This is a genomic window from Rhizobium sp. S152, from assembly GCF_030380735.1.
In the GTDB taxonomy this organism is placed as follows: domain Bacteria; phylum Pseudomonadota; class Alphaproteobacteria; order Rhizobiales; family Rhizobiaceae; genus Rhizobium.
This window is the reverse complement of record NZ_JAUDRZ010000004.1, coordinates 165,756-191,991: the sequence shown is the minus strand read 5'-3', so window position 1 is coordinate 191,991 and position 26,236 is coordinate 165,756. Positions and strand designations below refer to the sequence as shown.

Sequence of the window (26,236 nt, the reverse complement as noted above, 5' to 3'; positions counted from 1 at the left end):
CCAACCTCCCCTTCTCCCCAACGGGGAGAAGGTGGCCCGAAGGGTCGGATGAGGGGGCCACACGGCACCCCGTCAACCACATCAAACATTCCCCCGGAACAAGGACCTAGCATCGCATGCCGTTCTCTTCCGGCGTAACCCTCACCGCCACAGGCGCCACCTTCGTCGTCCGCTCCCGCGACGCCACCAAGCTCCACCTCTGCCTCTTCGACAGCACCGGCCGCGAAACCGATCGCCTGCCGATGACGCGAGGCGAAGACGATCTCCACCATCTGTTCGTCGAGGGCATCGCCCCTGGCGCCCGCTACGGCTACCGCGCCGACGGCACCTACGCCCCCGATGACGGCCTCTGGTTCGACCCCGCCAAACTCCTGGTCGATCCCTACGCTAGAGAGCTCGACCGCCCCTTACGCTACGACCCGCTGCTCTCGAAATTCGGCGCCGACACCCAGCACCTCGTCCCCCGCGCGATCGTCACCCCCGACGTGAACGTCAAGCCCACACCCCCCATCTTCCGCCCCGGCGGCTTCATATACGAGGTCGCCGTCCGCCCCTTCACCATGCTGCACCCGGATGTGCCGAAAGCCCAGCGCGGCACCATCGCGGCACTCGCCCACCCCTCGGTCATCGCGCACCTCAAGCGCATCGGCGTTGACGCCATCGAGCTGATGCCGATTACCGCCTGGATCGACGAACGTCACCTGCCGCCGCTTGGCCTGGCCAACGGCTGGGGCTACAACCCCATCGCCTTCATGGCGCTCGACCCGCGCCTTGCTCCGGGCGGCGTGGCCGAACTGCGCGACACGGTCGCCAAGCTGCACGAGGAAGGCATCGGCGTCATCCTCGACCTCGTCTTCAACCACACCGGCGAGAGCGACCGCTTCGGCCCGACGCTCTCCATGCGCGGCCTCGATAATCTCAGCATGCTGCGCCATGTCCCCGGTCAACCCGGCACGCTCGTCAACGACACCGGCACCGGCAACACGGTCGCGTGCGACCACCCTTATATCCGCCAACTGATCATTGATACGCTTCGCCATTTCGTGCTCCATGCCGGTATCGACGGTTTCCGCTTCGACCTCGCGCCGATCATTGGTCGCACCGCCACTGGCTTCGAGGCACATAGCGAAACGCTGAAGGCGATGCTTGAGGACGACGTGCTCGCCGACCGCGTCATGATCGCCGAACCCTGGGACATCGGCCCCGGTGGCTACCAGCTCGGCAATTTCCCCGCCCCCTTCCTCGAATGGAACGACCGGGTCCGCGACGACGTTAGGTGCTACTGGCGCGGCGATCACTACAAGACCGGCGCTCTGGCTTCGGCTTTGGCAGGTTCCTCCGACATTTTCGGACGCAACGGCGCCACCGCTACCCGCAGCGTCAACTTCCTCGCCGCTCATGACGGCTTCACGCTTAACGACCTCGTCTCCTACAGCGGCAAGCACAACGAGGCGAACGGCGAGGACAACCGCGACGGCCACAACGAGAATCACTCCTGGAACAATGGCGCCGAGGGCGAGACCGACGATCCCTCGATCATCGCGCGACGCCGCGACGACCTGAAGGCGCTGATCTCCACCCTCTTCGCAACCCGAGGCACGGTAATGCTGACGGCGGGCGACGAAAGCGGCCGCAGCCAGCACGGCAACAACAACGCCTATTGCCAGGACAACGAGATCACCTGGGTCGACTGGGCCTCGCTCGACGATGCGCTGATCGCGCACACCGCCTTCGTCTCGTCGCTGCGCAAGCGTTTCAGCGTCTTCCGGACCTTCTCCTTCTTCACCGGAGAGGGCGACGTCGAATGGATATCGCCCTCGGGCGAGAAGATGACCGTATCGGAATGGGAAACGCCCGATTTCTCAACGCTGGGCATGATCCTTTCGACATCGGACAACGACAGTGGCAAGCCCGTCCGCCTCGCCGTGCTCTTCAACCGATCGCACGACCGGCAAGCTTTCGCCCTGCGATCAGGCGATGGCGTATCCTGGCGTACACTCAGCTCCGATGGCGTTGGAAATCCTTTGTTGAATACCGAGATCGCTCCACGCTCGGTTGTTTTTCTGATCGAGAATTGACCTCTTGTGCATTGCGAAAAATGACTGTCGCAATCGCCCATTACGCATGTAAGACTTTATGCCGCTCCTGTTTCACGAGGAATCAATGGTCAAGGAAATCTCGCTCGCGGATGTTCGCGGGCTTATCGGCACGGAAACCGGCCTCTCGGACTGGATCCTCGTCGATCAGACGATGATCGATGCTTTCGCCAATGCAACCGACGACCACCAGTTCATTCACGTCGACCCGGTGCGCGCCGCCGAAAGCCCCTTCGGCGGCACGATCGCCCACGGTTTCCTGACGCTCTCATTGCTCTCGACCATGAACTACAACTGCCTGCCCAAGGTGCTTGAACAGACCATGGGCATCAACTATGGCTTCGACAACGTCCGCTTCGTCGCTCCAGTCAAGGTCGGCGCCCGTATCCGCGGCCATTTCGTCCTCGCCGAAGCCCGCTTCCGCGGCGCCGGCATGCTGATGACCACTTACGACGTCTCGATCGAGATCGAAAACGAACGCAAGCCGGCGCTGACGGCACGCTGGATCACCATCATCCAGTTCGACCCGAAGGATCGGCCGGAGGACGTTTAGGCGGCATCAGATAGAGCGCTCGGAGGGCGGCGATGAGTTTGGCATACAATGAGCAGACAAAGCTTTTCGCCAATGCGCTGGACCGGGCTTCGACCGCCTGCTTCACGTCACATCGATCGCCGGCGTGCTCTATGGCATCGGCAATTTTGTCCAGATATATAGCTGGTGGCTTGCCTGCTATCTCGTAGGTTGGCTTTTGCTCGCCGCGATATTACATCCTCTGGCGAGAAGAACGCTGAAGGGGCTCAGAGCATGAATTCTGGTGCCTTACTGTTCATATCATTCGGCCTCCCGGCCATTATCGCCATCCTGGCCTAGCCGCGGCTCTTTGGCACGAGCGGGAATGGTGCAGGCATCGCGATCAGCCGGGCGAGTAAGCCAGTCTTCGCTAGGCCCACGAAACTACATCCAAAAGTTGACGTCGCCCTCCTTCATCAGATCGCCTATAATAACTACATGGCAAAATCTTCTGCACAATCGGCGGTTATGGTTCGCGACGCAAAGACGGGAAAAACCGTCATTGTGCGTGGCGCCGGCGCCTTGAAAGATAGCGACCTGAAGATTCGCAAGGGCGTCGATCTGACCAAGCCGATTTCATCGCAAACGTTGAAAGATCGGCGAAAGTAAAGGCCGATTTGCCGGGAGTTCTGCTCGACACGCACGCACTCTACTGGCTCGTCAGCGGAACTCAGTCTCTCTCCGATGAGGCTCTCGTCGCAATCGGCCAAAGCCAAGAGAATCGGGATCTGTATGTGTCTCCCATCACAACTTGGGAGCTGTCGCTCGCAGTTCGGAAGCCGAACAATGCTCCTGATATAGGCGATGTCAGCGTTGGAAGATGGTTTCGCAAGGCCGTACGAGAAACCGCTGCGAGGATTCTCCCAATCAATCACAAAATCGCGGTAGAGGCGGCGGATGTCGTTGCGGCGACTGGGCACAAGGACCCGGGCGACTGCTATCTGATAGCAACGGCAAGGGTCCGAAAGATACCGATCGTTTCGCGCGACCAGATGATGCTGGCGATGGCGGCGACCGGCTACGTTGATGTCATAACTGCTGAAGGAGGAAGCAGGTCTCGCGACTACCTCACCCCATCCCATTCACCTCGATGATATTCCTGTCCGGATCCAACAAATACGCCTGTGGAAAGCCCGCCGGTCCGTTGAGGCGTAGATGCAGACGCCACGGATCGCCATCCGGCGCATCCTCGCGAAAGCCTTTCGCGATCAGCCCTTGGATGCACGCCTCGAATTCATCGGTTCGAAACGCGAAATGGCCGTCGGCCGTGTCGATCGTCGAGGAGCGCCTCAGCGTGCCCTCGGGGTTGACGATCAGATGGATCTGCTGCGAGCCGCAGGCAAACCAGGCGCCGACCGAACTGAAGGCCGGTCGCTCGATCTGTTTCAGGCCGAAGACGTCGCGGTAGAAGGCGATCGAGCGATCGATATCCGTGACAACGATGGAAACGTGATGCAGCATCATCGAAGACACCTCGCATTCGTTAGCGTCGCCCGATAAGGGCGCGCCCGGCGATGATGCACGAATGACGGCCATCCGACAACCGAAAGCGGATCGGGGACGGCGCGATGGCACCGTCCCCGATTGGCAATAAATCAGACTGGGAGCTAATTAGTGCCCCGCGTCTTCCGCGCCCTCGGCGAGCAGGCCGAAGACGAAATCCGCGAAAGACCGCCAGCATTCCACCCGGAACGTATCCTCCTCTGTGCGGAAGAGCACGATCTCGGCCTTGCCGAACAGCGTACGAGAGCAGGCGCCGACGGGGAAGGCTTCGAGCGACAAGTCCTGCGGGCAGCCCGCCGAGATCGTGGTTTCGGCGCCCGGGCCGGAGACGATGATCGCGACGTTGCGGTGCGAGACGTCGGTCGCCGAATGCACGACGCCGTTTTCCTTGAGTGCCCCCATCATGTCGGCGCCGCCCTCGTCGATGACGAGCCATTCGTCCGGGCCGAGCCAGAGCGCCGAGCGTCCATCCTTACGGGCCGAGGTCTTCGGCACGTCGGGAACGGTCAGGCCGAGTACCGACGATAGAGCCGAAAGCGATTCCGCGGGAGCGCGCAGTGCCACGCGCGTGGCATGAGGCGCTGCCGTCAGCCTGACGCTAGCCGAACCGCCCTGCTTGCCCGTGAGAACGGATGTGCGAACTGCCGTATCAGCCATTGATGCGGCCTCCTTCCTTGTCAAAGAACACCATGTCGGTCACTTCGACCGCGATCGTCTTGTCCGGCATCGGCACGTAGAGCGTCTCACCCTTGCGCGCCCGACCACCGGCGACCAGGGCAAACGCGATCGACTTGCCGAGGTTCTCCGACCAGTAGGACGAGGTGACGTGACCGAGCATCGTCATCGGCTTCGGCTCGTTCGGGTTGGCGACGACCTGCGCGCCCTCTTCGAGCAACAGCGTCGGATCCTTGGTGACGAGGCCGACCAGCTGCTTGCGGCCTTCCTTGACGAGATCCGGCCGCTTCAGGCCGCGAATGCCGACGAAGTCGGTCTTCTTCTTCGACACCGCCCAGTTGAGACCGGCATCGTCGGGCGTGACCGTACCGTCCGTATCCTGGCCGACGATGATATAGCCCTTCTCGGCGCGCAGCACGTGCATCGTCTCGGTGCCATAGACGCAGGCGCCGAGCGGCTCGGCGTTCGCCCAGACGGCTTCCAGAACCGACTGGCCGTAATCGGCCGGCACGTTGATTTCGAAGCCGGTCTCGCCGGTGAACGACACGCGGAAGAGCCGCGCCGGAACGCCCATGACCGTGCACTCGGCAACGCTCATATGCGGGAAGGCCTCGTTGGAGATATCGACGCCCTCGACCAGCGGCGCGATGATCTCGCGCGCCTTCGGACCCTGCACGGCGATGACCGCCCACTGCTCGGTCACCGACGTCAGCCACACCTTCAGATGCGGGAATTCGGTCTGCAGATAGTCTTCCATGTGGTTCAACACGCGCGGCGCACCGCCGGTCGTCGTCGTCACGTGGAAGCGATCGTCGGCCAGACGCCCGACGACGCCGTCGTCATAAACGAAGCCGTCCTCGCGGGTCATGATGCCGTAGCGGCACTTGCCAGGCTTCAGTGTATCCCAGGCGTTGGTGTACATCAGGTTCATGAACTCGGCGGCGTCGGGCCCGACCACTTCGATCTTGCCGAGCGTCGAGGCATCGAACACGCCGGCCACGTCACGTGCCGTCTTGCATTCGCGCGCGACCGCCTGGTGCATCGTCTCGCCTGATCGCGGATAGAACCATGCGCGCTTCCAGTTGCCGACATCCTCGAACACCGCGCCGTGGGCTTCTTCCCACTGGTGCAGCGGCGTCTTGCGCGTCGGGTCGAACAGCTCGCCACGCGAATGCGCGATCAGCGTGCCGTAGGTCACCGGCGTATAGGGTGCGCGGAACGTGGTGAGACCGACCTGCGGGATCTCCTTGCCGAGCATCTCGGCGGCGATCGCCAGGCCGTGCATGTTGGAGAGCTTGCCCTGGTCGGACGCCATGCCGTTGGTGGTGAAGCGCTTGATATGCTCGATCGAGTGCATCCCCTCGCGCACGGCAAGGCGGATATCCTTGGCGCAGACGTCGTGCTGGAAATCGATGAACGCCTTGGCGCTGGTCTCCGGACCTGCGCCTTCCGCCGCACCGATCATGCCACCCGTCCACTGATGCGCCTGCTCGGACGAGATACTGATCTTAGCCGCAGCCGTCTTGCCGGCCGCCTGCGCCATCAGCTCGCCGGCTGCCAGCGATTCCTCGATCGTCTGCTGCAGATCGTCGGTACCGTTGCAGGCGCCGACGGAGAGGCAATCCTGCGCATAGGTGCCGGGCAGGAAGCGTTGCGTTTCCGGCTCGAATTTCACCTTGCCGCGCGACTGCGAGAACAGGTGCACCGAAGGCGTCCAGCCGGCCGAGACCAGCAGCGCATCGACAGCGATCTTGCGTGGCGAGCCGCCGCCGTTGCGGGCAACCGTCATCGACGAAATGCGCAGCTTGCCCGATGTGTTGACGACCGACTGGCCGGCGAGAACATCGATGCCGAGCGAACGGGCCTCGGCCAGAACAGCCGCACCCGGCGTCTGCCTGCAATCCACGATCGCCGCGATCTCGACGCCAGCGCGCTTCAGGTCGAAGGCTGCCTCATAGGCCGAGTCATGCGCCGTGTAGACGCCGACCTTCTGGCCGACGGCAACGCCGTACTGGTTGAGATACATGCGCGCGGCCGAAGCCAGCATGATGCCGGGGCGGTCGTTGTTCGGGAACACCATGTGGCGCTCGATCGCACCGTTGGCGAGGATGACGCGCTTGGCGCGCACCTGCCACAACCGCTCGCGCGGCAGGTCGCGGCCGGGATTGGCGACGTGGTCGGTAACCCGCTCGGCAAGACCGACGAAATTGTGGTTGTAGTAGCCGAACGCCGTCGTGCGGGTCAGCACCTCGACATTGTCGAGCGCCTTCAGGCCGGCGATGGTCTTCTGCGCCCAGTCGTAGCCCGAGAGACCGTCGATCTTCACCGAGCTGTCATAGCGCAGCGCGCCGCCGGCTTCCGCCTGCTCGTCGCAGAGGATGACCTTGGCGCCGGTCTGCGCCGCGGCCAATGCCGCCGAAAGACCAGCCACACCTGCACCGACCACGAGCACGTCGCAATGTGCGTAACGACCTGCGTAGTGATCGGGGTCGGCTTCATCAGGCGCAACGCCGAGGCCGGCCGCACGACGGATGATCGGCTCGTAAATACTCTTCCAGGCGGCCTTCGGCCACATGAAGGTCTTGTAGTAGAAACCGGCCGCGAAGAACGGCGAGAGCAGGTTGTTGATGCCGCCGATGTCGAAGGAGAGCGACGGAAAGCGGTTCTGCGACGTGACGATCATGCCGTCGAACACTTCCTGCACCGTGGCGCGCACGTTCGGCTGCTTACGGGCGGCGTCACGCGACACGTCGATCAGCGCGTTCGGCTCCTCGGCACCTGACGACAGAATGCCGCGCGGGCGGTGATACTTGAACGAACGGCCGACCAGATGGATGTTGTTGGCGATCAGCGCCGAGGCGACGGTATCACCCTCGAGCGCGGTATAGGTCTTGCCGTCGAAGGTAAAGCGCGCGGTCTTGGCCGGCGTCAGGCGACCCTTGCCCGCGATACGGTTGGTCGCGCTCATTTCGCTTCTCCTTCGAGCTGCTCGTATGTCTCGACGGGAGCATGGGGCACAGCCGTCGCACCGATATCGGGCTTCGGCTCACCAGCCTTGTACGTCATGATGAACTTGTCGCTGATCGTGTCGCGCGCCGCGTTGAAAAAGCGGCCGCATCCGTGCTGGTGGCGCCAGCGCTCGAAGATCAGCCCTTTCGGGTTGTCGCGCAGGAAGAAATACTCTTCGAACGCCTCGTCCGAGATCGAGGCGATATCGGTCGGGCGGGCGATATGCGCATCGCCGGCGCCGCGAAATTCGAGCTCGGAGCGCTCTTCCTGACAGTATGGGCAGTAGATAAGAAGCATGATGTCCTCGTGTCAGTGCGCGACGGCGGCGGCAGCGGCTTCGTCGATCAGACGGCCGGTACGGAAGCGGTCCAGCGTCAGGCCGGCGTTGAACTGGTGGGCCTCGTCGCGGGCAATCAGATGCGCGAAGAGATTGGCCGAGCCCGGCGTTGCCTTGAAGCCGCCGGTGCCCCAGCCGCAATTGACGTAGAGCCCCGGAACCGGCGTCTTGGACTGGATCGCCGAACGATCCGGCGTGTTGTCGACGATACCGCCCCACTGGCGCATCATCTTGACGCGCCGGAACATCGGGAACAGCTCGCAGATGGCATCGAGCGTATGGGTGATGATCTGCAGGCCACCGGTCTGCGAGTAGGAATTGTACTGATCGGTGCCGGCACCGATGACGAGCTCGCCCTTGTCGGACTGCGAGATATAGGCATGCACGGTGTTGGACATCACCACGCAGGGGAAGATCGGCTTCAGCGGTTCGGAGACCAGCGCCTGCAACGGGCTCGACTGCAGTGGCACGCGCACATCGGCCATCTTCATGACCGTCGTCGTGTGGCCGGCGGCCGAAACGCCCACCTTCTTGGCGCCGATGAAACCGCGTGACGTCTCGACACCGGTGACGCGCCCGTCGGGGCCGCGGCGGATGCCGGTCACTTCGCAATTCTGGATGATGTGCACGCCGCGATCGGACGCAGCACGCGCATAGCCCCAGGCAACCGCATCGTGGCGCGCCGTGCCGCCGCGACGCTGCAGAGCAGCGCCGTTGATCGGATAGCGGGCGCTGGCGGAGATATCGAGCGGCGGACAATAAGCCTTGGCCTGCTCCGGCGTCAGCCATTCATTGTCGATGCCGTAGAGACGGTTGGCATGGATATGGCGCTTGAAGGACTGCTGGTCGTGCACATTGTGCGACAGCATCATCACGCCGCGCGGCGAGTACATGACATTGTAGTTGAGATCCTGCGAGAGGTTCTCCCAGAGCTTCATCGAATGCTCGTAGATGTGCATGCTCTCTTCATAGAGATAGTTCGAGCGGATGATGGTGGTGTTGCGGCCGGTATTGCCGCCGCCGAGCCAGCCCTTTTCGAGCACCGCGACATTGGTGATGCCGTGCTCCTTGGCGAGATAGTAGGCCGCACCCAGACCATGCCCGCCGCCACCGATGATGATGACGTCGTATTCCGAGCGGGGCTCCGGCGAGGTCCATTGTTTGTCCCAGCCCTTGTGGCCCCTGAGAGCCTCCCGTGCCACGGCAAAAACCGAGTATTTGCGCATCCGCCTTCATCTCCTTGCGGGGGAAGTCCCCTGTCGTCGGCCATACAAATCGCAAATCCAAAAGCGGCACAACGTTTCTTTTGCGACGCCGATGCGCTTTTGTTTTGACACCGTGACAGATTGCATAGGCTGAGCAGAAAGCGGGCCCGGGAAATCGTCCACACGAAATGGCGCAGGCGAATAGCAATGTCGTGATCGAGCCTCACTCGCCCTTGATCGGTCTTCGAAGCGCGTGCTAGTCGCGCCACATGGCAAAGCTACTTCCCCAGACGGGCCTCGCCCTTTTCGCGATCTGCGCCTTTTCGACCGGAGCGCTCGCGCTCGACAGCAAAACGATCTCCCAGATCGAAAAGCTTACACCGGTCGATCAGCTCGACCAGCGATGCGACATCGAGGCGATGGATCGCCTGCAGGCCGACAAGGTCATCTCCTATACCTTCTCGCATCCGAAGCGAACCGCGGTCCATGTCGATGCCGACGGCGCGGTATTCCGCCGCGCCGGCCATTGGTACCGCCTGTCCTACGCCTGCACGACAAGCCCCGACCACCTTTCGATCGTCGCCTTCACCTTCAAGCGCGGCGCGATGATCGCCCACAAGGACTGGACGCGCTACTATCTCTATCCGTAAGCGGCGGTGAAAGCATTTCGCGCTGCCTGCGAGGCTGATACCGCGTGTGAGATGCTAGGTTCGCAAGCCCATCGTTGCAATTGCCGCCGCCTCGACTAGCTTCCTTTGTAGATCGCGCCCCGCCACGGGCGTCATGATGGCAAAGGGAGGCAAGACATGTGTCGCAATATCAAACCGCTGTTCAATTTCGACCCGCCGGCAACGGACGCGGAAATCCATGACGCCGCGCTCCAGTTCGTGCGCAAGCTGAGCGGCACCAACAAGCCGTCGAAACGCAACGAATCGGCATTCGAGGCCGCTGTCTCGTCGATCGCGGCCTGCGCCCGAGAATTGCTGGATTCGCTGGAAACGACCCAGCCGCCCCGCGACCGCGAAGAAGTGGCCGCCAAGGCGCGCGCGCGATCGGCGCTCCGGTTCGCGTAAGCCCCCTCACTCCCCCTGCGCCCATGGCACCTGCGACACCTCCCGCGCGACATCCACGATCAGCGTGCGAAGCCAGCGGTGGGCGGGGTCGTTGCGGTGGCGGACGTGCCAGGCAAGGTCGACGGGGAAGGTGCCGAGATCGACCGGCGCCGGCACGATCTTCAGTCTTTGATCGGCAGCGAGATGGCGACAGATCAAGCTAGGTAGCGTGGCGCAATAGTCGGTCACCGCGATCATCTCGGGCGCTGCCAGGAAGTGCGTTACCGACACCGACACCTCACGCTTCAATCCGCGCTGCTCCAGCGCCTGGAACAGGCCGACGCGCAGCCGGCCATGGGGAACGACGTTCACGTGCCGCAGACGCTCGTACTGGTCCTTCGACATGCTGTCGGAAATGTCGGGATGATCGGCCCGAACCACGCAGGCCAGCCCCTCGTCCATCAGATGCTGCACAACCAGATTGTCGGGCGGCTCGACGATGCGGCCGAGCACCAAGGCAGTCGCCCCCGACATCACGCCGGTCTCGACAAGGTCGTTGCCGTAGGGCGTCAGCCTGAGCCTGATCCCTGGCGCCGTCTCGCGAAGCTTGGCAACGATGGCGGGCATCAGCACGAATTCGACATAGCTGTTGGGCGCAATGGTGAAGGAGAGCTCCGCCTTGGTCGGATCGAACTCCTGCTGCCCGAGCACCACCCCGTCGATCGCTGCCAGCGCGGCGGCGATGACGGGCGCCAGTTCCAGCGCCATCTGGGTCGGCTGCATGCCGTAGCGCTCGCGCACGAAGAGCGGATCGCGCATGACGACACGCAGCCGCGACAGCGCGTTGGAGAGCGCCGGCTGGGTGATACCCAGACGGTCGGCGGCGCGGGTGACATTGCGCTCTTCCATCAGGGTTACGAAGACGGGCAGCAGGTTGAGATCGTATCGCATCCAGTCATCATGCATCATGAATATCTAGGATCAAACAAATAAATTTCTGAAATACCTCTGAGCGGTGCATCATCTCCCTGTCCAAAACGGGCAGCCAAACAAATAAATGGAGATGACGATGAGCAAGGGAAAAGTGCTTTTGATCGGTTCGAACGCCACCCGCATCGAGGTGCAGGGCGGCGGCTTCGGCGCCACCGGCCAATATCTCAACGAAACCGTGGTCCCCGCCATGGCGGTGATCGCCGCCGGATACGAGATCGTGCTGGCGACGCCTGACGGCACCAAGCCGCATATCGACCCGGCCTCGGACGCCGCCGCCCATTTCGAGGGCGACGAGAAGGCTTACGCGCGCGCCAAGGACTTCTACGCCAACGATCCGTCGATGAACCAGGTCCGCACGCTGCGCGAGGTGATCGCGGAAGGGCTCGACAACTACGCCGGCGTCTTTGTCCCGGGCGGCCAGGCGCCGGTCGTGGACCTCATGCAGGATCCGGATCTCGGCACCATCTTGCGCCACTTCCATGAACGCGCCAAGCCGACAGCGCTGCTGTGCCACGGTCCAATCGCCGTCGCCTCGGCCATGCCGCATGCCCGCGAGTTCCGCTCGGCGCTGATTGCAGGTGACGTTGCCAAGGCAAAGGAATGGGCAAGGGGTTGGCAATATGCCGGTTACAGGATGACCGTATTCTCGGCCACCGAGGAGAAGGTCGTCGAAGACCAGATCCTCCACGCGAAGATCTACTTCAACATGCCCGATGCGCTGACGGCCGCCGGCGGCACGGTAACGACGACGCCGGCCGACTTCGAGCCCTATGTCGTCGAGGATCGTGAGCTGATCACCGGCCAGAACCCGCGCTCGGATCATCCGATCGCCGAACGCCTGATCGCCGCCCTCGACCGCGCCCGCGCTGCCTGAACGGCATGCCGGCGGGTCGCCGAAATCCGCATCCGCCGGCCCAATTCACAAGACCGCTCGAAGGAAGACGCAATGTCCAACGTAAAGATCATGGCGATCCTCACCGCCAAACCTGGCAGGACGGACGAACTAAAAGCGCTGCTCGCGACCCTGGCGGCCGCCAGCCGCGCGGAAGAGGGCAACCTGCGCTGGGATATCTGGCGCGACCAGGCCAATCCCGACCGCTTCGCCCTGGACGAACTCTATCGCAACGCGGCGGCCGTCGCCGCACATCGCGAGACCGTGCACTACCAGAACTATCTCGGCCTGATCAACGATCTCGCCGACCGCACTGCACTGCTGCTCGACCCCGTCGACGCCGCGCAACAATAAACCAAGGAGAAAGATCATGAGTGAGAATATCAAAGGCAAAGTCGTCCTCATCACCGGTGGCAGCACAGGCCTCGGCGCAGAGACGGCGCGCCATCTGGCAGCCAATGGCGCCCGGGTCGCGATCGCAGCCCGCCGCAAGGAGAAGCTCGATGAAGTCGTCGCCGAAATCGCGAGAGCCGGCGGCGAGGCGCGGGCCTATCAGCTCGACGTCGTCGACAAGAACCAGGTCAAGCATGTGACCGACGCCGTGATCGCCGATTTCGGCACGCTCGACGTCCTGATCAACAATGCCGGCATCATGCCGATCCGCCCGATGGCCGAGGTCAACACCGACGAATGGGACGCGATGATCGACGTCAACATCAAGGGCACGCTCTACGGCATCGCCGCCGCCCTGCCCTTCTTCCTGGAAAAGAGCCGCGGCCACATCATCAATCTGAGTTCGGTTGCCGGCATCAAGGTCTTCGCGCCCGGCGGCACGGTCTATTCCGGCACCAAGTTCGCGGTCCACGCCATATCAGAAGGCCTGCGCCAGGAAGTCGGTTCCAAGGTTCGCGTCACCTCGATCGAGCCCGGCGCCGTCGACAGCGACCTGAAATACTCCACCACGGGCACCGCGCAATCGACCGTGCTCGACTTCTACAAGATTGCCATTCCGGCAAGCGCCGTCGCCCGCGCGATCGCTTATGCCATCGCCCAGCCTGATGATGTCGATATCAACGAGATTGTCCTGCGCCCGACCGCTCAGGAATTCTGAGCGTCAGCACACAGGTAATCGCGGTGCGCCTCACAGCGCGTACCGCGAACGCGCCGCCGCCCTTAGGACGGCGCCGTGGTCTTGGAACCCGCCCGCTTTTTCTTCGCGGGAGCATCCTGCGGGGGCGTTTCTGCCTCCCGCTGCAGACGAAGCGCCTTCAGCGCTTCGGTCTTCTTCTCGCGAGCCGTGGCTTCCGCCGTGATGATCGCTTTCGCGCTCGCATCGGTGGCAGCCGCCTTGTCGCGCGGCGAGAGCTTGGCCGGGTTGAAGAATGTATCCTCGGTCGTCATGGGCTCTCTCTCCTGTTTCGGTGCTCGCCGGCCGCAATCAGCGGGCCGGGCGTGCTGCCTTCTTCGGTGCGGCGATCAGGCCTTCGCGCTGCAGCTTCTTGCGAGCAAGCTTGCGCTGGCGGCGAACGGCTTCGGCCTTTTCGCGAACGCGCTTCTCGGAAGGCTTTTCATAGGCGGTGCGCGCCTTGAATTCGCGGAAGAGACCTTCGCGCTGCATCTTCTTCTTCAGGACACGGAGCGCCTGGTCGACATTGTTGTCACGTACGAGAACCTGCAAATTCTTTCCTTTCATACGGCAAGGTCATTGCCGGTTGATGCGGAACGGGATACCCGCGCTCCGGATTGATGATTAAGCCCGACATTCCAAAGTCTCGGCCCGGAAGCAAACACGACATCGAGTCGGGCTTCCCAGAGTGGCACGGCATAAATCCGATGCGCATGCCGGCCGTTCCCGGCCTGATCGATTATGAATGGAGATCTGACGGAGCCGAAAAGCTCTTGGACAAAGGTCGCAGCCAACAGTCGATGCCGGTCTATATAGAGCAAAGCGGGGCGGAAACAAGCGAAGATGCCGATCCCGTTGCGAACAGTGGCCGTTCGGGCGGCAAAATCCCTCGTTTTTTCGCGCAAACACGCTCGCGCGTATGGACTTCCGCCAATTGATCTGGTATCTCGCAGCACCAATCGCAAGGCCTGTGCCGCGCGGAATGAACATTTTTTGCCTCGTCCACTGTGCTGGCGCGGCTTAACGAACCAAAGGAACGTGACTCTCGTGCAGGTACTTGTCCGCGACAACAATGTTGACCAGGCTCTCCGCGCTCTCAAGAAGAAGATGCAGCGCGAAGGCATTTTCCGCGAAATGAAGATGCGCGACTTCTATGAGAAGCCCTCGGAAAAGCGTGCACGCGAAAAGGCCGAAGCTGTTCGTCGCGTCCGCAAGCTCGCTCGCAAGCGCGCACAGCGCGAAGGCGGCGTAGCAGCGCGCTAAGCGTTCTGTCGTTATTTCGACGTTTTCAGATGCAAGTAGGCGGGGGCGATCTGTTCGCCGCCGCCTTTTTTATTTGCTGTCGACCGACCGTCCCGCTGCGGGACGGCTGTACTGGGGGAAAACGAGCCCGCATGGCTGATATCACGTTCAAGACGCGCTCCTTGCGTGCGCCGAAAATCGCAATGTCGGCCTTTGCGCCCACAATGCTTGTCGTCACCGCGCTCGCCCTTGCCGGCTGCACCACCAACAGCACCTCCGATGCCGTCATCCGCATCGACAAGGCCCAGGGCTCGCAGGAAAACATCGCCTCGCTGACCTCGGTGATCAACTCCAACCCGCGCGATCCGGAAGCATATAACGTGCGTGGCTCGGCCTATGGTCGTGGCGGCGATTTCCGTGCAGCGCTGAACGACTTCAACACGGCCATTCAGCTCAATCCGAAGTTCTTCCAGGCCTATGCCAACCGCGCGCTTGCCAACCGCAACCTCGGCCAGCAGCAGCAGGCGATCCAGGATTACAGCGCCTCCCTGCAGATCAACCCGAGCTACGACGTGGCCTATATCGGCCGCGGCAACGTCTACCGCAGCGTCGGGCAGGACGATCAGGCGTTCAACGATTTCTCCAAGGCGATCCAGCTCGGCACCACCGACGGACGCGCCTATCACAATCGCGGCCTGATCTTCCAGAAGCGCAACCAGCAGGACAAGGCGATCGACGATTTCTCCAAGGCCATCTCGCTGGCGCCGAACGCGCCTGAGCCCTACAATGGCCGCGGCATCTCCTACATCGCGCTCAACGACGACGACAACGCCTTCGCCGACTTCAACCACGCGATCGAACTCAACGGCAACCTCGCCGAATCCTGGGCCAACCAGGCGCTGGTCTACGAGCGCAAGGGTGACAAGCAGAAGGCGGCGCGCTCCTATCGCCACGCCATCGGCCTCAATCCCAAGTATCAGCCCGCCAAGGACGGCCTTGCCCGCGTAAACGCCGCCTGACCTTTCCACGAATGCGAGGAGACCGGCGATGACAGCGAAGAGACACGTGGTCGTCGTTGGCGCCGGTATCATCGGCGCCTCGCTCGCCTGGCATCTGACGCGGCAGGGCGCCGCCGTCACCGTGGTCGCCGACGAGATCGGCGGTGTCGCCACGCCCAATTCCTTCGCCTGGATCAATGCCAGCTGGGGCAATCCTGAATTCTACTACCGTTTCCGCCATCGCTCGATGAGCGAATGGAAGCGCCTGGCCTCCGATCTCCCCGGCCTGCCCCTTTCCTGGTGCGGCGGACTGACCTGGGATCTGCCGCCGGAAAAGCTCGAAGCCTTTGTCCGCGAGCATTCCAGCTGGGGCTATGACATCGAGCGGATCGATGCCGAGGCGATCAGGGCGCGCGAACCCTATCTCGCAGCGCCGCCTGATACGGCACTTCTGGTCGCCGAGGAAGGCGCGGTCGAACCCGTCGCCGCCAGCAGGATGATGCTCGCCGATGCCGAAGCGCATGGTGCCAAGCTCGTCAGCGCCACCGTCAACGGCCTGCTTCGAGCAGGCGAACGCATCGCCGGCGTCGTCACGTCCGCGGGCATGATCGAGGCCGACCATGTGGTGCTCGCGGCCGGCACCGGTAGCGTCCCGCTTGCCGCCTCCGCCGGCATCACCCTGCCGCTCGAAGCGCCGCCCGGCCTCATCGTCCATTCCCGCCCCTTCGAAAAGCGCCTCACCGGCCTCGTCATGGCGCCCGGCCTGCACATGCGCCAGACCGTCGAGGGCCGCATCATTGCCGGCAGCGACTTCGGCGGTACCGATCCCGGCGAGGACAGGCAGGCCGTCGCGGCCGAGCTATTCTCCCACGTCAAGCAGGCGATATCGGACAGCGACAACCTGACGATGGAATTCTTCACCGTCGGCTATCGCCCCACGCCGGCCGACGGTATGCCGGTGATCGGCCCCGGCGGCTGCGAGGGCCTGTACATGACGGTGATGCATTCCGGCGTGACGCTGGCGCCGCTTGCAGGCCTGCTCGCTGCCCGCGAGATCCTGACCGACGAGGAGGACGCGGCACTGGCGCCGTTCCGCCTCTCGCGTCTTCTCTGAACGGCGTCGTACCAAATCCAAGAAATCGCGTCGCGCCTCCCTTACTGTGTTGCATGCACCCGCACGTAATCCTAACATGCAACTGCTTCGATAGCAGGCTATCGGGCTGAGCGGTGAGTAATGAGGGACACGGGTTGAGGGCTGGCAGGTGATCCACACTCTTCTTTTTGCGTCCGTCGCGACGAGCCGCGGCAACGCGCGGAGCCGGCCGCAAGGGCGAACCGCATGCCCATGAAGCGTTCGCTCCGTTTTTTCCCGAAGGCGTCGATCGGCACCTATCTGATCGCCATGGCCGTCGCCACGGCGCTGCCGATCTTCGCGCTGGTGGCCCTGCTTCTGGCGCAGCTCGAGGACAATCAGCGTTCGATACTGAAGCGCGAGACCGCCCAGGACGCCACCGCGCTCGCCCGCTCCATCGATCGCCAGCTACAGGACATGGCGACGACACTGCGCCTTCTCTCCACCTCGCCGGAACTCGAGAGCAACGATTTCGCCGCCTTCCACGCACGCACGGAGACGGCGCTACGCGCCAATACGCTCTACGTCATCGCCGTGGACAAGATCGGTCAGCAACTGCTCAACACCCGCAGAGACTTTGGCACGCCGCTTGGCAAGACGGCCAACATGCCGTCGCTGCAGTCGGTGATGACGTCAGGCCGCATCGAAGCCTCGGATGTCTTCCAGGGCACGACCAGCGGCGAATGGGTCTACAACGTCACGATCCCGCTCGATGTCGGACAGGTTGCCGCCCTGATCATCACGCAGAACGCCAAGGATCTGGCGAAACAGGTGACGACAGAGGGACTGCCCAACGGCTGGTCGGCGGCCATCATCGACCAGGGTGGGCATGTCGTGGCCTCCAGCGGCCCGACGACGATCAACTTCGGCGAGGCCTTCTACCCCAATATCATGCCGTCGCTGATCGCCTCCAGCGGCGTCTATGAAAACAAATCGGTGCTACCCAAGGCGATGCTCGGCTATGCGCAGATCCCAGGCTGGTCCTGGAAGGCCGTTGTCTGGGGACCGGTCGCCACCGCGCAATCCTCCATTCTCACGACCTGGCGCTTCCTCATCATCGGCGGCATCGCCCTGCTGCTGCTGGCGATCCTGGCTGCCTATGTCGTCGCCCGCCAGGTCCGCGGCACCATCCGCTCGATCGCCGACATGGCCAACCGCATGGGCGAGGGCCACATCGTCGCGCCGATCGAAACCAGCGTCATCGAGGCGAACCAGGTGGCCGTGGCGCTTTCCAATGCCTCCTTCGATCGCAGCCAGACCGAGGACCGGCTGCATTTCGTGATGAACGAACTGGTCCATCGCACCAAGAACCTGCTGACGCTTGCCCAGGCGATGATGCGCCAGCTTGCCAAGCAGGGCGGTACGGTCGAGGAATTTCAGGCAGCCGTCGCGCATCGGCTCGATGGCCTCGCGCGCTCGATCCAGTTGCTGACGAGCGAACAGTGGTCCGGTGCCTCGCTGCGCCGCATGATCGGTATCCATCTCGAAGCCTTTCCGGAAGCATCGCAGCAGATCGAGATTTCCGGTCGCGATTTCGTGCTGACGCCCGATGCCGTCCAGAACCTTGGCCTGACCCTGCACGAACTCGCGACCAACTCGATCAAGTACGGCGCGCTCTCCGTGCCGCAGGGACATGTTCGCTTCGAATGGACGGATGTGCAGGAAGAGGAGCACAGCGAGCCGATGCTGCGCTTTACCTGGGAAGAAAAGAACGGCCCGCCGGTGAAAACGCCGAAGCGTTCCGGCTTCGGCACAACCGTCATCAGGAACCACGCAGCGGCCGCATTCAGCGGCGTCGTCGAGGTCGATTTCCGCCCCGAGGGCCTGCTCTGGACCCTCACCTGCCCTCGCCGCACGCTGGAACGGGCCTGACGTCTCAGCGTCGGAACGGCAGCAATTCGCGGATGCGCCGGTCGCGGAGATAAAGCCCCGCCCAGGCGGCAATGCCGAGCACGACGCAAACCATCTGCGGCGGCGATAGGAACTCGCCCAGCCGGAAGTGGATGCTGATCGCCCCGCCGAAGAACCCGGTCGTCAGAATGGCACCCAGCACCGCCGTCGTCGGCAGGAAATAGAGCACCGCGCAAACGAGGATGATAATCCCGAGCACGGGCGCAAGCTCTGGCGGAAAGCCGCTCGCCGCCATGTCGGCCGCAAGTAGTTGCGGCGCGAAAAGATTGGCGCCGGCGTCGGCGAGCATCGCCAGTGTGACGATACCGCTCAGGCACCAGCCGGCGATGACCCCGGAGCGGGAAACCTCACCGGTCATGCTGGAAAGTTCAGCTGTCATGCGCGCCCCCAACCAAGCGTGGTCCCCTCGGTCCACCGCTGAAGCGAATAATACATTCAAAAAATGTAATACTTCAAGAGCACTCGCGATCAAAAGTCGAAAATGAAGCGGGATGATGCTTATTTCCGGTTGAAAACCTCTTATTCCCTAGTGATTGATCGCCTTGTTTATCTCCTCCGTCACCTTCTTGGCGTCGCCGAGCAGCATCATCGTCCCGTCCTTGTAGAACAGCGTATTGTCGATCCCGGCATAGCCGGAGCCGAGCGAGCGCTTGACGAAGATGCAGGTTTTGGCCTTGTCGACGTCGAGGATCGGCATGCCGTAGATCGGCGAGGTCTTGTCGTCGCGCGCCGCCGGGTTGGTGACGTCGTTGGCACCGATGACATAGGCGACATCGGCCTGCGCGAACTCCGAGTTGATGTCCTCGAGCTCGAACACCTCGTCATAGGGCACGTTCGCCTCGGCGAGCAGCACGTTCATGTGGCCGGGCATGCGCCCCGCCACCGGGTGGATCGCATACTTCACCTCGACGCCGGCCTTCTTCAGGTTGTCTGCCAGCTCCCGCAGCGCGTGCTGTGCCTGCGCCACCGCCATGCCGTAGCCCGGCACGATGATCACCTTCGAGGCATTGGCCATCAGGTAGGCTGCATCCTCCGCCGAGCCCAGCTTCACCGTCTTGTCGGAATTATCGGTGCTACCCGACGACGCCTCGCCGCCGAAGCCGCCGAGGATGACGGAGATGAAGGAGCGGTTCATGCCCTTGCACATGATGTAGGAGAGGATCGCCCCCGACGAGCCGACCAGCGCGCCGGTGATGATCAGCGCCAGGTTGCCGAGCGTGAAGCCGATGCCGGCGGCCGCCCAGCCCGAATAGGAGTTCAGCATCGACACCACGACGGGCATGTCCGCGCCGCCGATCGGCACGATCAGCAGCACGCCCAGCGCCAGCGACAGGGCGACGATCGACCAGAAGTCGAAATGGCTTTCCGAGACGCTCAGGCCGAAGATAAAGACCACGATCAGAACAAGAAGCGCCGCGTTGATCACATGCCGGAACGGCAGCATGATCGGCTTGCCCGACATCCGCCCGTCGAGCTTCAGGAAGGCGATGATCGAGCCGGTGAAGGTGAGCGCCCCGATCGCCGCACCCAGCGCCATCTCGACACGCGCCTCGGTGTGAATGCTGCCGATCGCGCCGATCCCGAAGGAGGCCGGCGTATAGAGCGCCGAGGCCGCCACCAGCACGGCGGCAAGGCCGACCAGCGAGTGAAAACCGGCGACGAGCTGCGGCATCGAGGTCATCGGGATGACGCGGGCGATATAGGCCCCCGCCCCGCCGCCGATGGCAAGCCCGAGGATGATCAGCACCAGCCCGCCGAAGGATGGCGTCGCCAGCGTCAGCGTGGTCAGGATGGCGATCCCCATGCCGGCCATGCCGTAGAGGTTGCCCTTGCGGCTGGTCGCCGGATGCGAGAGACCGCGCAGCGCCAGGATGAACAGCACGCCGGAAACGAGATAGAGGAAGGCTGCGAGACTTGGCGACATCAGGGCAGCCTCACTTGTCTTTTTTCTTGTACATCGCCAGCATTCGCTGGGTGACGAGGAAGCCGCCGAAGATATTTACCGACACCAGCACCAGCGCCACGAAGCCGAAGCCGGTCGCCAGCCCGCTGGTCGAGATGCCGACGGCGAGCAGCGCACCGACGACGATGACCGAGGAGATCGCGTTGGTAACGGCCATCAGCGGCGTGTGCAGCGCCGGCGTCACCGACCAGACGACGTAGTAGCCGACGAAGATCGCCAGCACGAAGATCGCGAACTGGAAAACGAAGGGGTCGATCACGCCGCCGGTTGCCGCACTCGCCACCTCGGGCGCGTTGGCGGCGGCCGAAGCCACGGCGCTCACGGCTTGGTTCAGCTGGTGCAGCGCATGGTCCATCTGTTCCGTGGCCATCAGTTCCCCTCCTTCTTCGCACCGCCGAAGGCGGGATGAACGACCGCGCCGCCATGCGTCAGCATCGTCGCCCTGATCAGCTCGTCCTCGAGATTGGGCGCGACCGTGCCGGTGGCCTTGTCGGTCATCGTCTCGAGGAAGGTGACGAGGTTCTTGGCGTAGAGCGCCGAGGCGCTGGCCGCGATCCGGCCCGCCATGTTGGCAAAGCCGATGACGCGCACGCCGTCGACATCGGCGACCTTGCCCGGCTTCACGCCTTCGATGTTGCCGCCGCGCTCGACCGCGAGATCGACCGCCACCGCACCCGGCTTCATCGATTTCAACATCTCGCGCGATACCAGCTTCGGCGCTGGCCGGCCAGGGATCAGCGCGGTGGTGATGACGATGTCCTGCTTGGCGATATGCTCGGCGACCAGCGCCGCCTGCTTGGCCTGATAGACGGCCGACATCTCCTTGGCGTAGCCGCCCGACGTTTCCGCCGCCTTGAACTCCTCGTCCTCGACGGCGATGAACTTGGCGCCGAGCGAAGCGACCTGTTCCTTTGCGGCGGGGCGCACATCGGTCGCAGACACCGCAGCGCCGAGACGTCTTGCCGTGGCGATCGCCTGCAGCCCGGCCACACCCGCGCCCATTACGAACACCTTGGCTGCGGGAACAGTGCCGGCGGCGGTCATCATCATCGGCATGGCGCGATCATAGACCGCGGCCGCCTCGATCACCGCCTGGTAGCCGGCGAGGTTGGCCTGAGAGGAAAGCACGTCCATCGACTGCGCGCGGGTGATGCGCGGCATCAGCTCCATGGCAAAGCTCGAAAGCCCGGCCCTGGCCATCCCGGCAATCGCCTCGTCGTTTCCGTAGGGGTCCATGATGGCGATGACGACAGCGCCGCTCTTGTACTGGCCGATCTCGTCCTCGGAGGGGCGGCGCACCTTCAGCACCACGTCGGCGGTGGCCGCAGCCCCGATCGAGCCGATCCGCGCGCCAGCCGCTTCATACTCGCCGTCGGGAATGCGCGACGACTTTCCCGCTCCCGCCTCGACCACGATGTCGAGGCCGAGCGCCTTCATCTTCTTGACGGTTTCAGGCGAGGCGGCAACGCGCGTCTCGTCCCCGGCAAGTTCCCTCGCCACGAATACAATATTGCCCAACCGCCCCCTCCTCTGGGTCAGCGAGGCCGCAGCAGGTCGCCCTGCTCAGCTCAAGCATGCCTGCACAAACTCACGATCTTTGAGAAACGCCCTGGCGCCGCCGCGTTAGCGCAGCAGCACGATACCGGCGATGAAGACGATCAGCAGTACCACGAAGCCGCCGAGCAGGCCGGCGCCGGTAAAGAAGCCGGCGGTCATGCCGAGAAGCAGTGCCACCAGGAACAGCGTGCCGTACTTCGCGGCGCCCAAGAACGCCGAGTAGGTGCGCTCGTGTTCCTTGTAGTCCATCGCGGCGCCGACTTCAGCGGGTCCGGTGTGGTGTTCGGCCATGCTTCTCTCCCTCAACGACGCGGCCGACATATGGATGCCGCCGCTCTCCTGCCTCTTTTCCTCGGTCCTACGAGGACAATCCCTATTGAGGGGATACACAAACCTGGCGCCAAGCGCAATCCGCGACAATGCCGCAGCGACAGGCTCCGGCATCGCTTTGTCCTGTCGCTTACAATGGCAGATCGGTGCCGAACTGCCCCTCGGGCACGAAGCGCGCCGTCGGAACGATCGTCAGCGGCGGCAGCGTGTCGTTCGGGTTGCGCGAGAACATCATGCGCTGCTCGCTGGCGCTGGAGATGAAGAACGGATAGCGCGTCAAAAGCTTGCGCCCGACCTCGATCACGTTGGTCGCCATCAGCGTCATGTCGATGCCGTAGTTCTTCGCGAGCCGGCCGGGCACGATGGTGTCGGCGTAGAAGACCCGCTTGTAGAAGGCGGCATGCGGCGGGCGGCAGAACTGCAGCACGCGGCTGGCCCGGAAATAGGCGGCGGCGACAATGGTCGGCCGCAGCGTCAGGTAGGGGATCCACGACAGATCGGCGGTGACCTCCGGGTCGGCGGCGAAGCGCGCCGGGTCGATCAGCGTCAGGCCGGCATCGAGCAGTTCGTCCATCGCCTCGGGAAAGGCGCCGCCCGACTGGCTCAGCCGGTGGTCGGGTGTCACATAATGAACCCTGACGGTGCTGACCATTTCCCCATAATAGTACAGTCCGAAGACATAGGCGTGGCTATCGAAATCACTATCGTCGAGAAGGCCCTTCGGCGCCAGCGCCAGCACGTCATGCGCCTTGTAAGCCTTGTAGCGCAGGCGTTCTACCTGGGCCAGATCCTCGTTGCTCTCAACGCGGCGGTACTCGACATTATCCAAAACTTCCAGAATTTTACGACTGAAATCACTTACGCTGGACTGCGAACTCGACATGGAACCCATCCGTTCGTTAACGGTACATTAATCATATCATTCCGGGCGTGATGGCAAGGATGTAAGAGATTTTTAATCGTATTTAAGTTGTTAAGGTTAACGGTCGCAATCAAGGCGAACAATGGATCGCCTGCCCTTCCGGCAGGTCGTCGACCTTACGCGACGTTGTTGCGGCGGCGCTGGACGGGGGGACGGCGGCCAATGGCCTCCTGCAGAAGAACGATGTTCTGCGAGGGCACCGGCGGTGAGAAGACGTAGCCCTGGATGAGATCGGTCGCCCGGTATTTGTTGAGAAGCTCCAGTTGCTCGGCCGTCTCGACACCTTCGGTGACGATCTTCAGTCCGAGTTCGCGGGCAAGGTTGACCGTACCGCGCAGAAGCTTCAGGCGACGGCCGTCCTCGACGATGTTGCGCAGGAACGAGCGGTCGATCTTGACGATGTCGAGCGGCAGCGTGTCGAGATAGCTGAGACTGGAGAAGCCGGTGCCGAAATCGTCGATGGCGATGGTGATGCCGCTGTTGCGCAGTTCCGCCAGGATCGCGCGCACCGCGGCCGGCTCGTCGATCAGGCAGCTTTCGGTAATCTCCAGATGCAGCCGCTCCGGCTTCAGGCCGGAGTTCTTCAGCGCGTCCGAGACGACCGACAGGATATCATTGTCGCGCAGGTCGCGCGCCGAGAGATTGACCGACACAGCGATATGCTCCGGCCAGGTCATGCAATCCATGCAGGCCTTCATCAGGATGAAGCGGGTGATCTCGGAGATGATGCCCATGTCCTCGGCAAGCCGGATGAAGACATCAGGCGGGATGGCGCCCTTTTCCGGATGCACCCAGCGGGCCAGTGCCTCCGCGCACTCGATGCGCGAGCCATCCGCCTTGAACATTGGCTGGTAGGCGATGTTGAGGCCCTGCGAGGCCACCGCCTCGCGCAGATCGGCCTTCAGCTTCTGCTTCTCGATATAGCGGCCGTCCATCTCGCGCTCGAAGCCGGAAATGCCGCCGCGCTCCTTGGACTTGCTTTCGAACAGCGCCAGATCCGCCTTGATGCTCCATTCGTCCATCGCGAAGGCATCGCTTTCAAGGATCGCGAAGCCGGCTGAGAGCGACACCAGGAAGGTGACGTCGTCGGCGTCGTAATTGCCCTGGATTTCGGCATGCACGCGGCGGATTTCGGCGTCCATCGCCTCGGCATCCTTGGCGTGCGGAAAAAACAGAATGAACTGGTCGCCCATCAGGCGTCCGATGATCGCCTTGCGCGCCTTTTCCTCGATGCGGCTGGCGATCGCGCAGAGCAGCCGGTCGCCGGTGATGTGACCGCGCATGTCGTTGACATGCTTGAACTCGTCGATGTCGAGAACCATGAAGCCGAGCGGACCGCGCTTCTTCGGATGCTTGTTCAGGTAGTCCTGCACCAGATGGCTGAAATATTCTCGGTTCGGCAAGCCGGTCAGCGCGTCGAAGCGGACCATGTGCAGGATCTTCTGCTCGGCCTTCACGCGGCTCGACACGTCCTCGAAGATCAGCACGGCGCCGCCGTCGGCGCGGCGGCTGGCGGAAAACTCGAGCGACAGCTCCTCCGGGAAATGAATGAGGGTGCGCGACAGCTTGCCGTCGGCGACATGCGTGAGCTGCCTGAGGATCAGCTCCGGTTGGGATGCATCCATGAAATTGTAGCGTGCGCCGTAGCGCAGCACCGCGCCGAGATCGCGATCCTTCAGGCGCTCCGGCGCGCCGATCTTCAGGAGCTCGCAGGCCTTGCGGTTGATGACCTGAATCCGGCTATCGGCATCGACCATGACGAGGCCGTGCGGCATGTTGTTGAGCGCGGTGTCGAAGCGATCGGCGATCGACGTGATCTCGCGCCGCGCGATGACGTTCTCGTAGAGGAACTCGCGAACGCCGTTGGCCATCGCCCGCGTCGTCAGCCAGAAGGGAATGAGGAAGATCGACAGGATGCCGCGATAGAAATCCATCGCCATCAGACTGCAGATGATCATCGGCAGGCAGCAGGTAAATGTCTGCAGGTCGACCGCCATGCGCGAGCCATAGTTGCGGCCGACGACAGATACCATGGTCGCCATCGTCACCGAGATGCAGGCGAGCTCGGAGAAGCTGTCGTGCAGGGTGAAGATCGCGTACCCGCTGCAGATGCCGAGCAGCGTCGTGGTGCAGGCGGCGCCGGCGACAAGGATCCGCTCCCAGTGCTCGATATCGGCGCGCGACATGGTTTCCTTGTCGACGCGGTCGAACTGCCGGAAGGTGACCATGCGGGCGCAGAAGACGACGAGGAAGGCCGCAGCCAGCCAGACATACATGGTGGATTGGGTCTTGAAGACGATCGCCAGGCAGGTGGCGACATGCACGATCACGCCAGCAAGCAGCGTCATCCGGTTCCCGGAGAGGGAACTCACGAACGACAGATATACATCCGTAGGGACCCTGCTCGGGCTATCTGGCTTCATCCAATATTTTTCCCTGTACCCCAGCACCCTACCGCTAACCCTTTAAAAATTGATTTCTGGCGTCGAACACATTCGTTCTCATTTATACAATCATCACGCGAATGAGCTGCAAAAACCGCTGTTTATGCAGCTTGGCAGAGAGGTTTCCAACTAAGGCATTCCACCCGGAGGTTGTCTGACGCGCTCTGCAAGCGTCGCAGGCGAGTAGCGCCCGGGACGGAAAATCGAACGCTCGTTCTGGCTGGCTCCCGCATAAGACTTTAATCCAACACGGGCCCTTCCGGCTTTCATTTTAGAAC

29 protein-coding genes are annotated in these 26,236 nt (G+C 62.9%); 14 read left to right on the top strand and 15 right to left on the bottom strand.

Annotation, left to right across the window (positions count from 1 at the left end):
• Window positions 1-116 precede the first annotated feature (116 nt).
• The 4 genes from glgX (at window position 117) to QTL95_RS28635 (ending at window position 3,761) form a co-directional block, all read left to right on the top strand.
• Complete coding sequence (glgX, locus tag QTL95_RS07650) at window positions 117-2,078, top strand: glycogen debranching protein GlgX (protein ID WP_289719386.1); 1,962 nt, start codon at window positions 117-119, stop codon at window positions 2,076-2,078.
• Between the two features lie 85 nt (window positions 2,079-2,163).
• Window positions 2,164-2,649: a MaoC family dehydratase gene (locus tag QTL95_RS07645; RefSeq protein ID WP_289719385.1), complete on the top strand. Its 486-nt coding sequence runs from the start codon at window positions 2,164-2,166 to the stop codon at window positions 2,647-2,649.
• Between the two features lie 456 nt (window positions 2,650-3,105).
• Window positions 3,106-3,276, top strand: a complete 171-nt coding sequence (locus QTL95_RS07640) for a hypothetical protein (RefSeq protein WP_289719384.1) — start codon at window positions 3,106-3,108, stop codon at window positions 3,274-3,276.
• A gap of 8 nt (window positions 3,277-3,284) precedes the next feature.
• Complete coding sequence (locus QTL95_RS28635) at window positions 3,285-3,761, top strand: type II toxin-antitoxin system VapC family toxin (protein WP_442981268.1); 477 nt, start codon at window positions 3,285-3,287, stop codon at window positions 3,759-3,761.
• Here the strand turns inward: QTL95_RS28635 and QTL95_RS07635 are convergent.
• The 5 genes from QTL95_RS07635 to QTL95_RS07615 form a co-directional block, all read right to left on the bottom strand.
• A complete protein-coding gene (locus QTL95_RS07635; RefSeq protein WP_289719383.1) occupies window positions 3,736-4,131 on the bottom strand; it encodes a VOC family protein in 396 nt (131 codons plus the stop codon). The two genes, QTL95_RS28635 and QTL95_RS07635, sit on opposite strands and share 26 nt — an antisense overlap.
• Before the next feature lie 147 nt (window positions 4,132-4,278).
• Complete coding sequence (locus QTL95_RS07630) at window positions 4,279-4,827, bottom strand: sarcosine oxidase subunit gamma (protein WP_289719382.1); 549 nt, start codon at window positions 4,825-4,827, stop codon at window positions 4,279-4,281.
• On the bottom strand, window positions 4,820-7,813 hold the full coding sequence (locus tag QTL95_RS07625) for a sarcosine oxidase subunit alpha (RefSeq protein ID WP_289719381.1): 2,994 nt from the start codon (window positions 7,811-7,813) through the stop codon (window positions 4,820-4,822). Before QTL95_RS07625 ends, QTL95_RS07630 begins: the two co-directional genes overlap by 8 nt.
• Window positions 7,810-8,151 (bottom strand): sarcosine oxidase subunit delta, encoded by a 342-nt coding sequence (locus QTL95_RS07620; RefSeq protein ID WP_289719379.1) that lies wholly within the window; start codon window positions 8,149-8,151, stop codon window positions 7,810-7,812. The genes QTL95_RS07625 and QTL95_RS07620 overlap by 4 nt, the downstream gene beginning before the upstream one ends.
• Window positions 8,152-8,163: 12 nt before the next feature.
• A complete protein-coding gene (locus QTL95_RS07615) occupies window positions 8,164-9,417 on the bottom strand; it encodes a sarcosine oxidase subunit beta family protein (protein ID WP_289719378.1) in 1,254 nt (417 codons plus the stop codon).
• Window positions 9,418-9,665: 248 nt separating this feature from the next.
• On the opposite strand from QTL95_RS07615, the gene QTL95_RS07610 reads away from it, so the two are divergent.
• Together QTL95_RS07610 and QTL95_RS07605 are read left to right on the top strand one after the other, a co-directional pair.
• Window positions 9,666-10,046, top strand: coding sequence for a DUF930 domain-containing protein (locus QTL95_RS07610; protein WP_289719377.1), 381 nt, complete (start codon window positions 9,666-9,668; stop codon window positions 10,044-10,046).
• A 156-nt stretch (window positions 10,047-10,202) separates the two neighbouring features.
• Window positions 10,203-10,469 (top strand): DUF2277 domain-containing protein, encoded by a 267-nt coding sequence (locus QTL95_RS07605; RefSeq protein ID WP_289719376.1) that lies wholly within the window; start codon window positions 10,203-10,205, stop codon window positions 10,467-10,469.
• Window positions 10,470-10,475: 6 nt separating this feature from the next.
• On the opposite strand, the gene QTL95_RS07600 is transcribed toward QTL95_RS07605, so the two are convergent.
• Window positions 10,476-11,399, bottom strand: coding sequence for a LysR substrate-binding domain-containing protein (locus tag QTL95_RS07600; RefSeq protein ID WP_289719585.1), 924 nt, complete (start codon window positions 11,397-11,399; stop codon window positions 10,476-10,478).
• Window positions 11,400-11,517: 118 nt separating this feature from the next.
• Here QTL95_RS07600 and QTL95_RS07595 point away from each other — a divergent pair, with 118 nt between their 5' ends.
• From QTL95_RS07595 to QTL95_RS07585, 3 genes are all read left to right on the top strand, one after another.
• Entirely contained in the window at window positions 11,518-12,315 is a 798-nt protein-coding gene (locus QTL95_RS07595; RefSeq protein ID WP_289719375.1) for a type 1 glutamine amidotransferase domain-containing protein, read from the top strand.
• Window positions 12,316-12,387: 72 nt separating this feature from the next.
• Window positions 12,388-12,687, top strand: coding sequence for a putative quinol monooxygenase (locus tag QTL95_RS07590; protein WP_289719374.1), 300 nt, complete (start codon window positions 12,388-12,390; stop codon window positions 12,685-12,687).
• Between the two features lie 16 nt (window positions 12,688-12,703).
• Entirely contained in the window at window positions 12,704-13,444 is a 741-nt protein-coding gene (locus QTL95_RS07585; RefSeq protein ID WP_289719373.1) for an SDR family oxidoreductase, read from the top strand.
• 62 nt (window positions 13,445-13,506) lie between these two features.
• Here the strand turns inward: QTL95_RS07585 and QTL95_RS07580 are convergent, their stop codons facing one another.
• Together QTL95_RS07580 and rpsU (QTL95_RS07575) are read right to left on the bottom strand one after the other, a co-directional pair.
• Window positions 13,507-13,734 (bottom strand): hypothetical protein, encoded by a 228-nt coding sequence (locus tag QTL95_RS07580; RefSeq protein WP_289719372.1) that lies wholly within the window; start codon window positions 13,732-13,734, stop codon window positions 13,507-13,509.
• Window positions 13,735-13,771: 37 nt separating this feature from the next.
• Entirely contained in the window at window positions 13,772-14,011 is a 240-nt protein-coding gene (rpsU, locus tag QTL95_RS07575) for a 30S ribosomal protein S21 (protein WP_037183043.1), read from the bottom strand.
• 68 nt (window positions 14,012-14,079) lie between these two features.
• On the opposite strand from rpsU (QTL95_RS07575), the gene QTL95_RS07570 reads away from it, so the two are divergent.
• The 5 genes from QTL95_RS07570 (at window position 14,080) to QTL95_RS07550 (ending at window position 18,703) form a co-directional block, all read left to right on the top strand.
• Window positions 14,080-14,397, top strand: a complete 318-nt coding sequence (locus QTL95_RS07570; protein ID WP_289719370.1) for a hypothetical protein — start codon at window positions 14,080-14,082, stop codon at window positions 14,395-14,397.
• A gap of 109 nt (window positions 14,398-14,506) precedes the next feature.
• A complete protein-coding gene (gene rpsU / locus QTL95_RS07565; RefSeq protein WP_037183046.1) occupies window positions 14,507-14,722 on the top strand; it encodes a 30S ribosomal protein S21 in 216 nt (71 codons plus the stop codon).
• A 131-nt stretch (window positions 14,723-14,853) separates the two neighbouring features.
• On the top strand, window positions 14,854-15,720 hold the full coding sequence (locus QTL95_RS07560) for a tetratricopeptide repeat protein (RefSeq protein WP_442981267.1): 867 nt from the start codon (window positions 14,854-14,856) through the stop codon (window positions 15,718-15,720).
• A 28-nt stretch (window positions 15,721-15,748) separates the two neighbouring features.
• Window positions 15,749-16,813 (top strand): NAD(P)/FAD-dependent oxidoreductase, encoded by a 1,065-nt coding sequence (locus tag QTL95_RS07555; RefSeq protein ID WP_289719368.1) that lies wholly within the window; start codon window positions 15,749-15,751, stop codon window positions 16,811-16,813.
• Between the two features lie 231 nt (window positions 16,814-17,044).
• Window positions 17,045-18,703, top strand: a complete 1,659-nt coding sequence (locus QTL95_RS07550; RefSeq protein WP_289719583.1) for a sensor histidine kinase — start codon at window positions 17,045-17,047, stop codon at window positions 18,701-18,703.
• A 4-nt stretch (window positions 18,704-18,707) separates the two neighbouring features.
• On the opposite strand, the gene QTL95_RS07545 is transcribed toward QTL95_RS07550, so the two are convergent.
• The 7 genes from QTL95_RS07545 to QTL95_RS07515 form a co-directional block, all read right to left on the bottom strand.
• Window positions 18,708-19,121, bottom strand: coding sequence for a DoxX family protein (locus tag QTL95_RS07545; RefSeq protein WP_289719367.1), 414 nt, complete (start codon window positions 19,119-19,121; stop codon window positions 18,708-18,710).
• 147 nt (window positions 19,122-19,268) lie between these two features.
• Window positions 19,269-20,666, bottom strand: coding sequence for an NAD(P)(+) transhydrogenase (Re/Si-specific) subunit beta (locus QTL95_RS07540; RefSeq protein WP_289719366.1), 1,398 nt, complete (start codon window positions 20,664-20,666; stop codon window positions 19,269-19,271).
• 10 nt (window positions 20,667-20,676) lie between these two features.
• Entirely contained in the window at window positions 20,677-21,075 is a 399-nt protein-coding gene (locus QTL95_RS07535; RefSeq protein ID WP_289719364.1) for a proton-translocating transhydrogenase family protein, read from the bottom strand.
• Complete coding sequence (locus QTL95_RS07530; RefSeq protein ID WP_289719363.1) at window positions 21,075-22,223, bottom strand: Re/Si-specific NAD(P)(+) transhydrogenase subunit alpha; 1,149 nt, start codon at window positions 22,221-22,223, stop codon at window positions 21,075-21,077. The genes QTL95_RS07535 and QTL95_RS07530 overlap by 1 nt, the downstream gene beginning before the upstream one ends.
• Before the next feature lie 105 nt (window positions 22,224-22,328).
• Entirely contained in the window at window positions 22,329-22,553 is a 225-nt protein-coding gene (locus QTL95_RS07525) for an aa3-type cytochrome c oxidase subunit IV (RefSeq protein WP_289719362.1), read from the bottom strand.
• Window positions 22,554-22,722: 169 nt separating this feature from the next.
• Window positions 22,723-23,475 carry an N-acyl amino acid synthase FeeM domain-containing protein gene (locus QTL95_RS07520; RefSeq protein ID WP_037183070.1) on the bottom strand — a complete coding sequence of 251 codons (753 nt, stop codon included), beginning with the start codon at window positions 23,473-23,475 and terminating at the stop codon, window positions 22,723-22,725.
• Window positions 23,476-23,630: 155 nt separating this feature from the next.
• Window positions 23,631-25,937 carry a putative bifunctional diguanylate cyclase/phosphodiesterase gene (locus tag QTL95_RS07515; RefSeq protein WP_289719361.1) on the bottom strand — a complete coding sequence of 769 codons (2,307 nt, stop codon included), beginning with the start codon at window positions 25,935-25,937 and terminating at the stop codon, window positions 23,631-23,633.
• Window positions 25,938-26,236 lie beyond the last annotated feature (299 nt).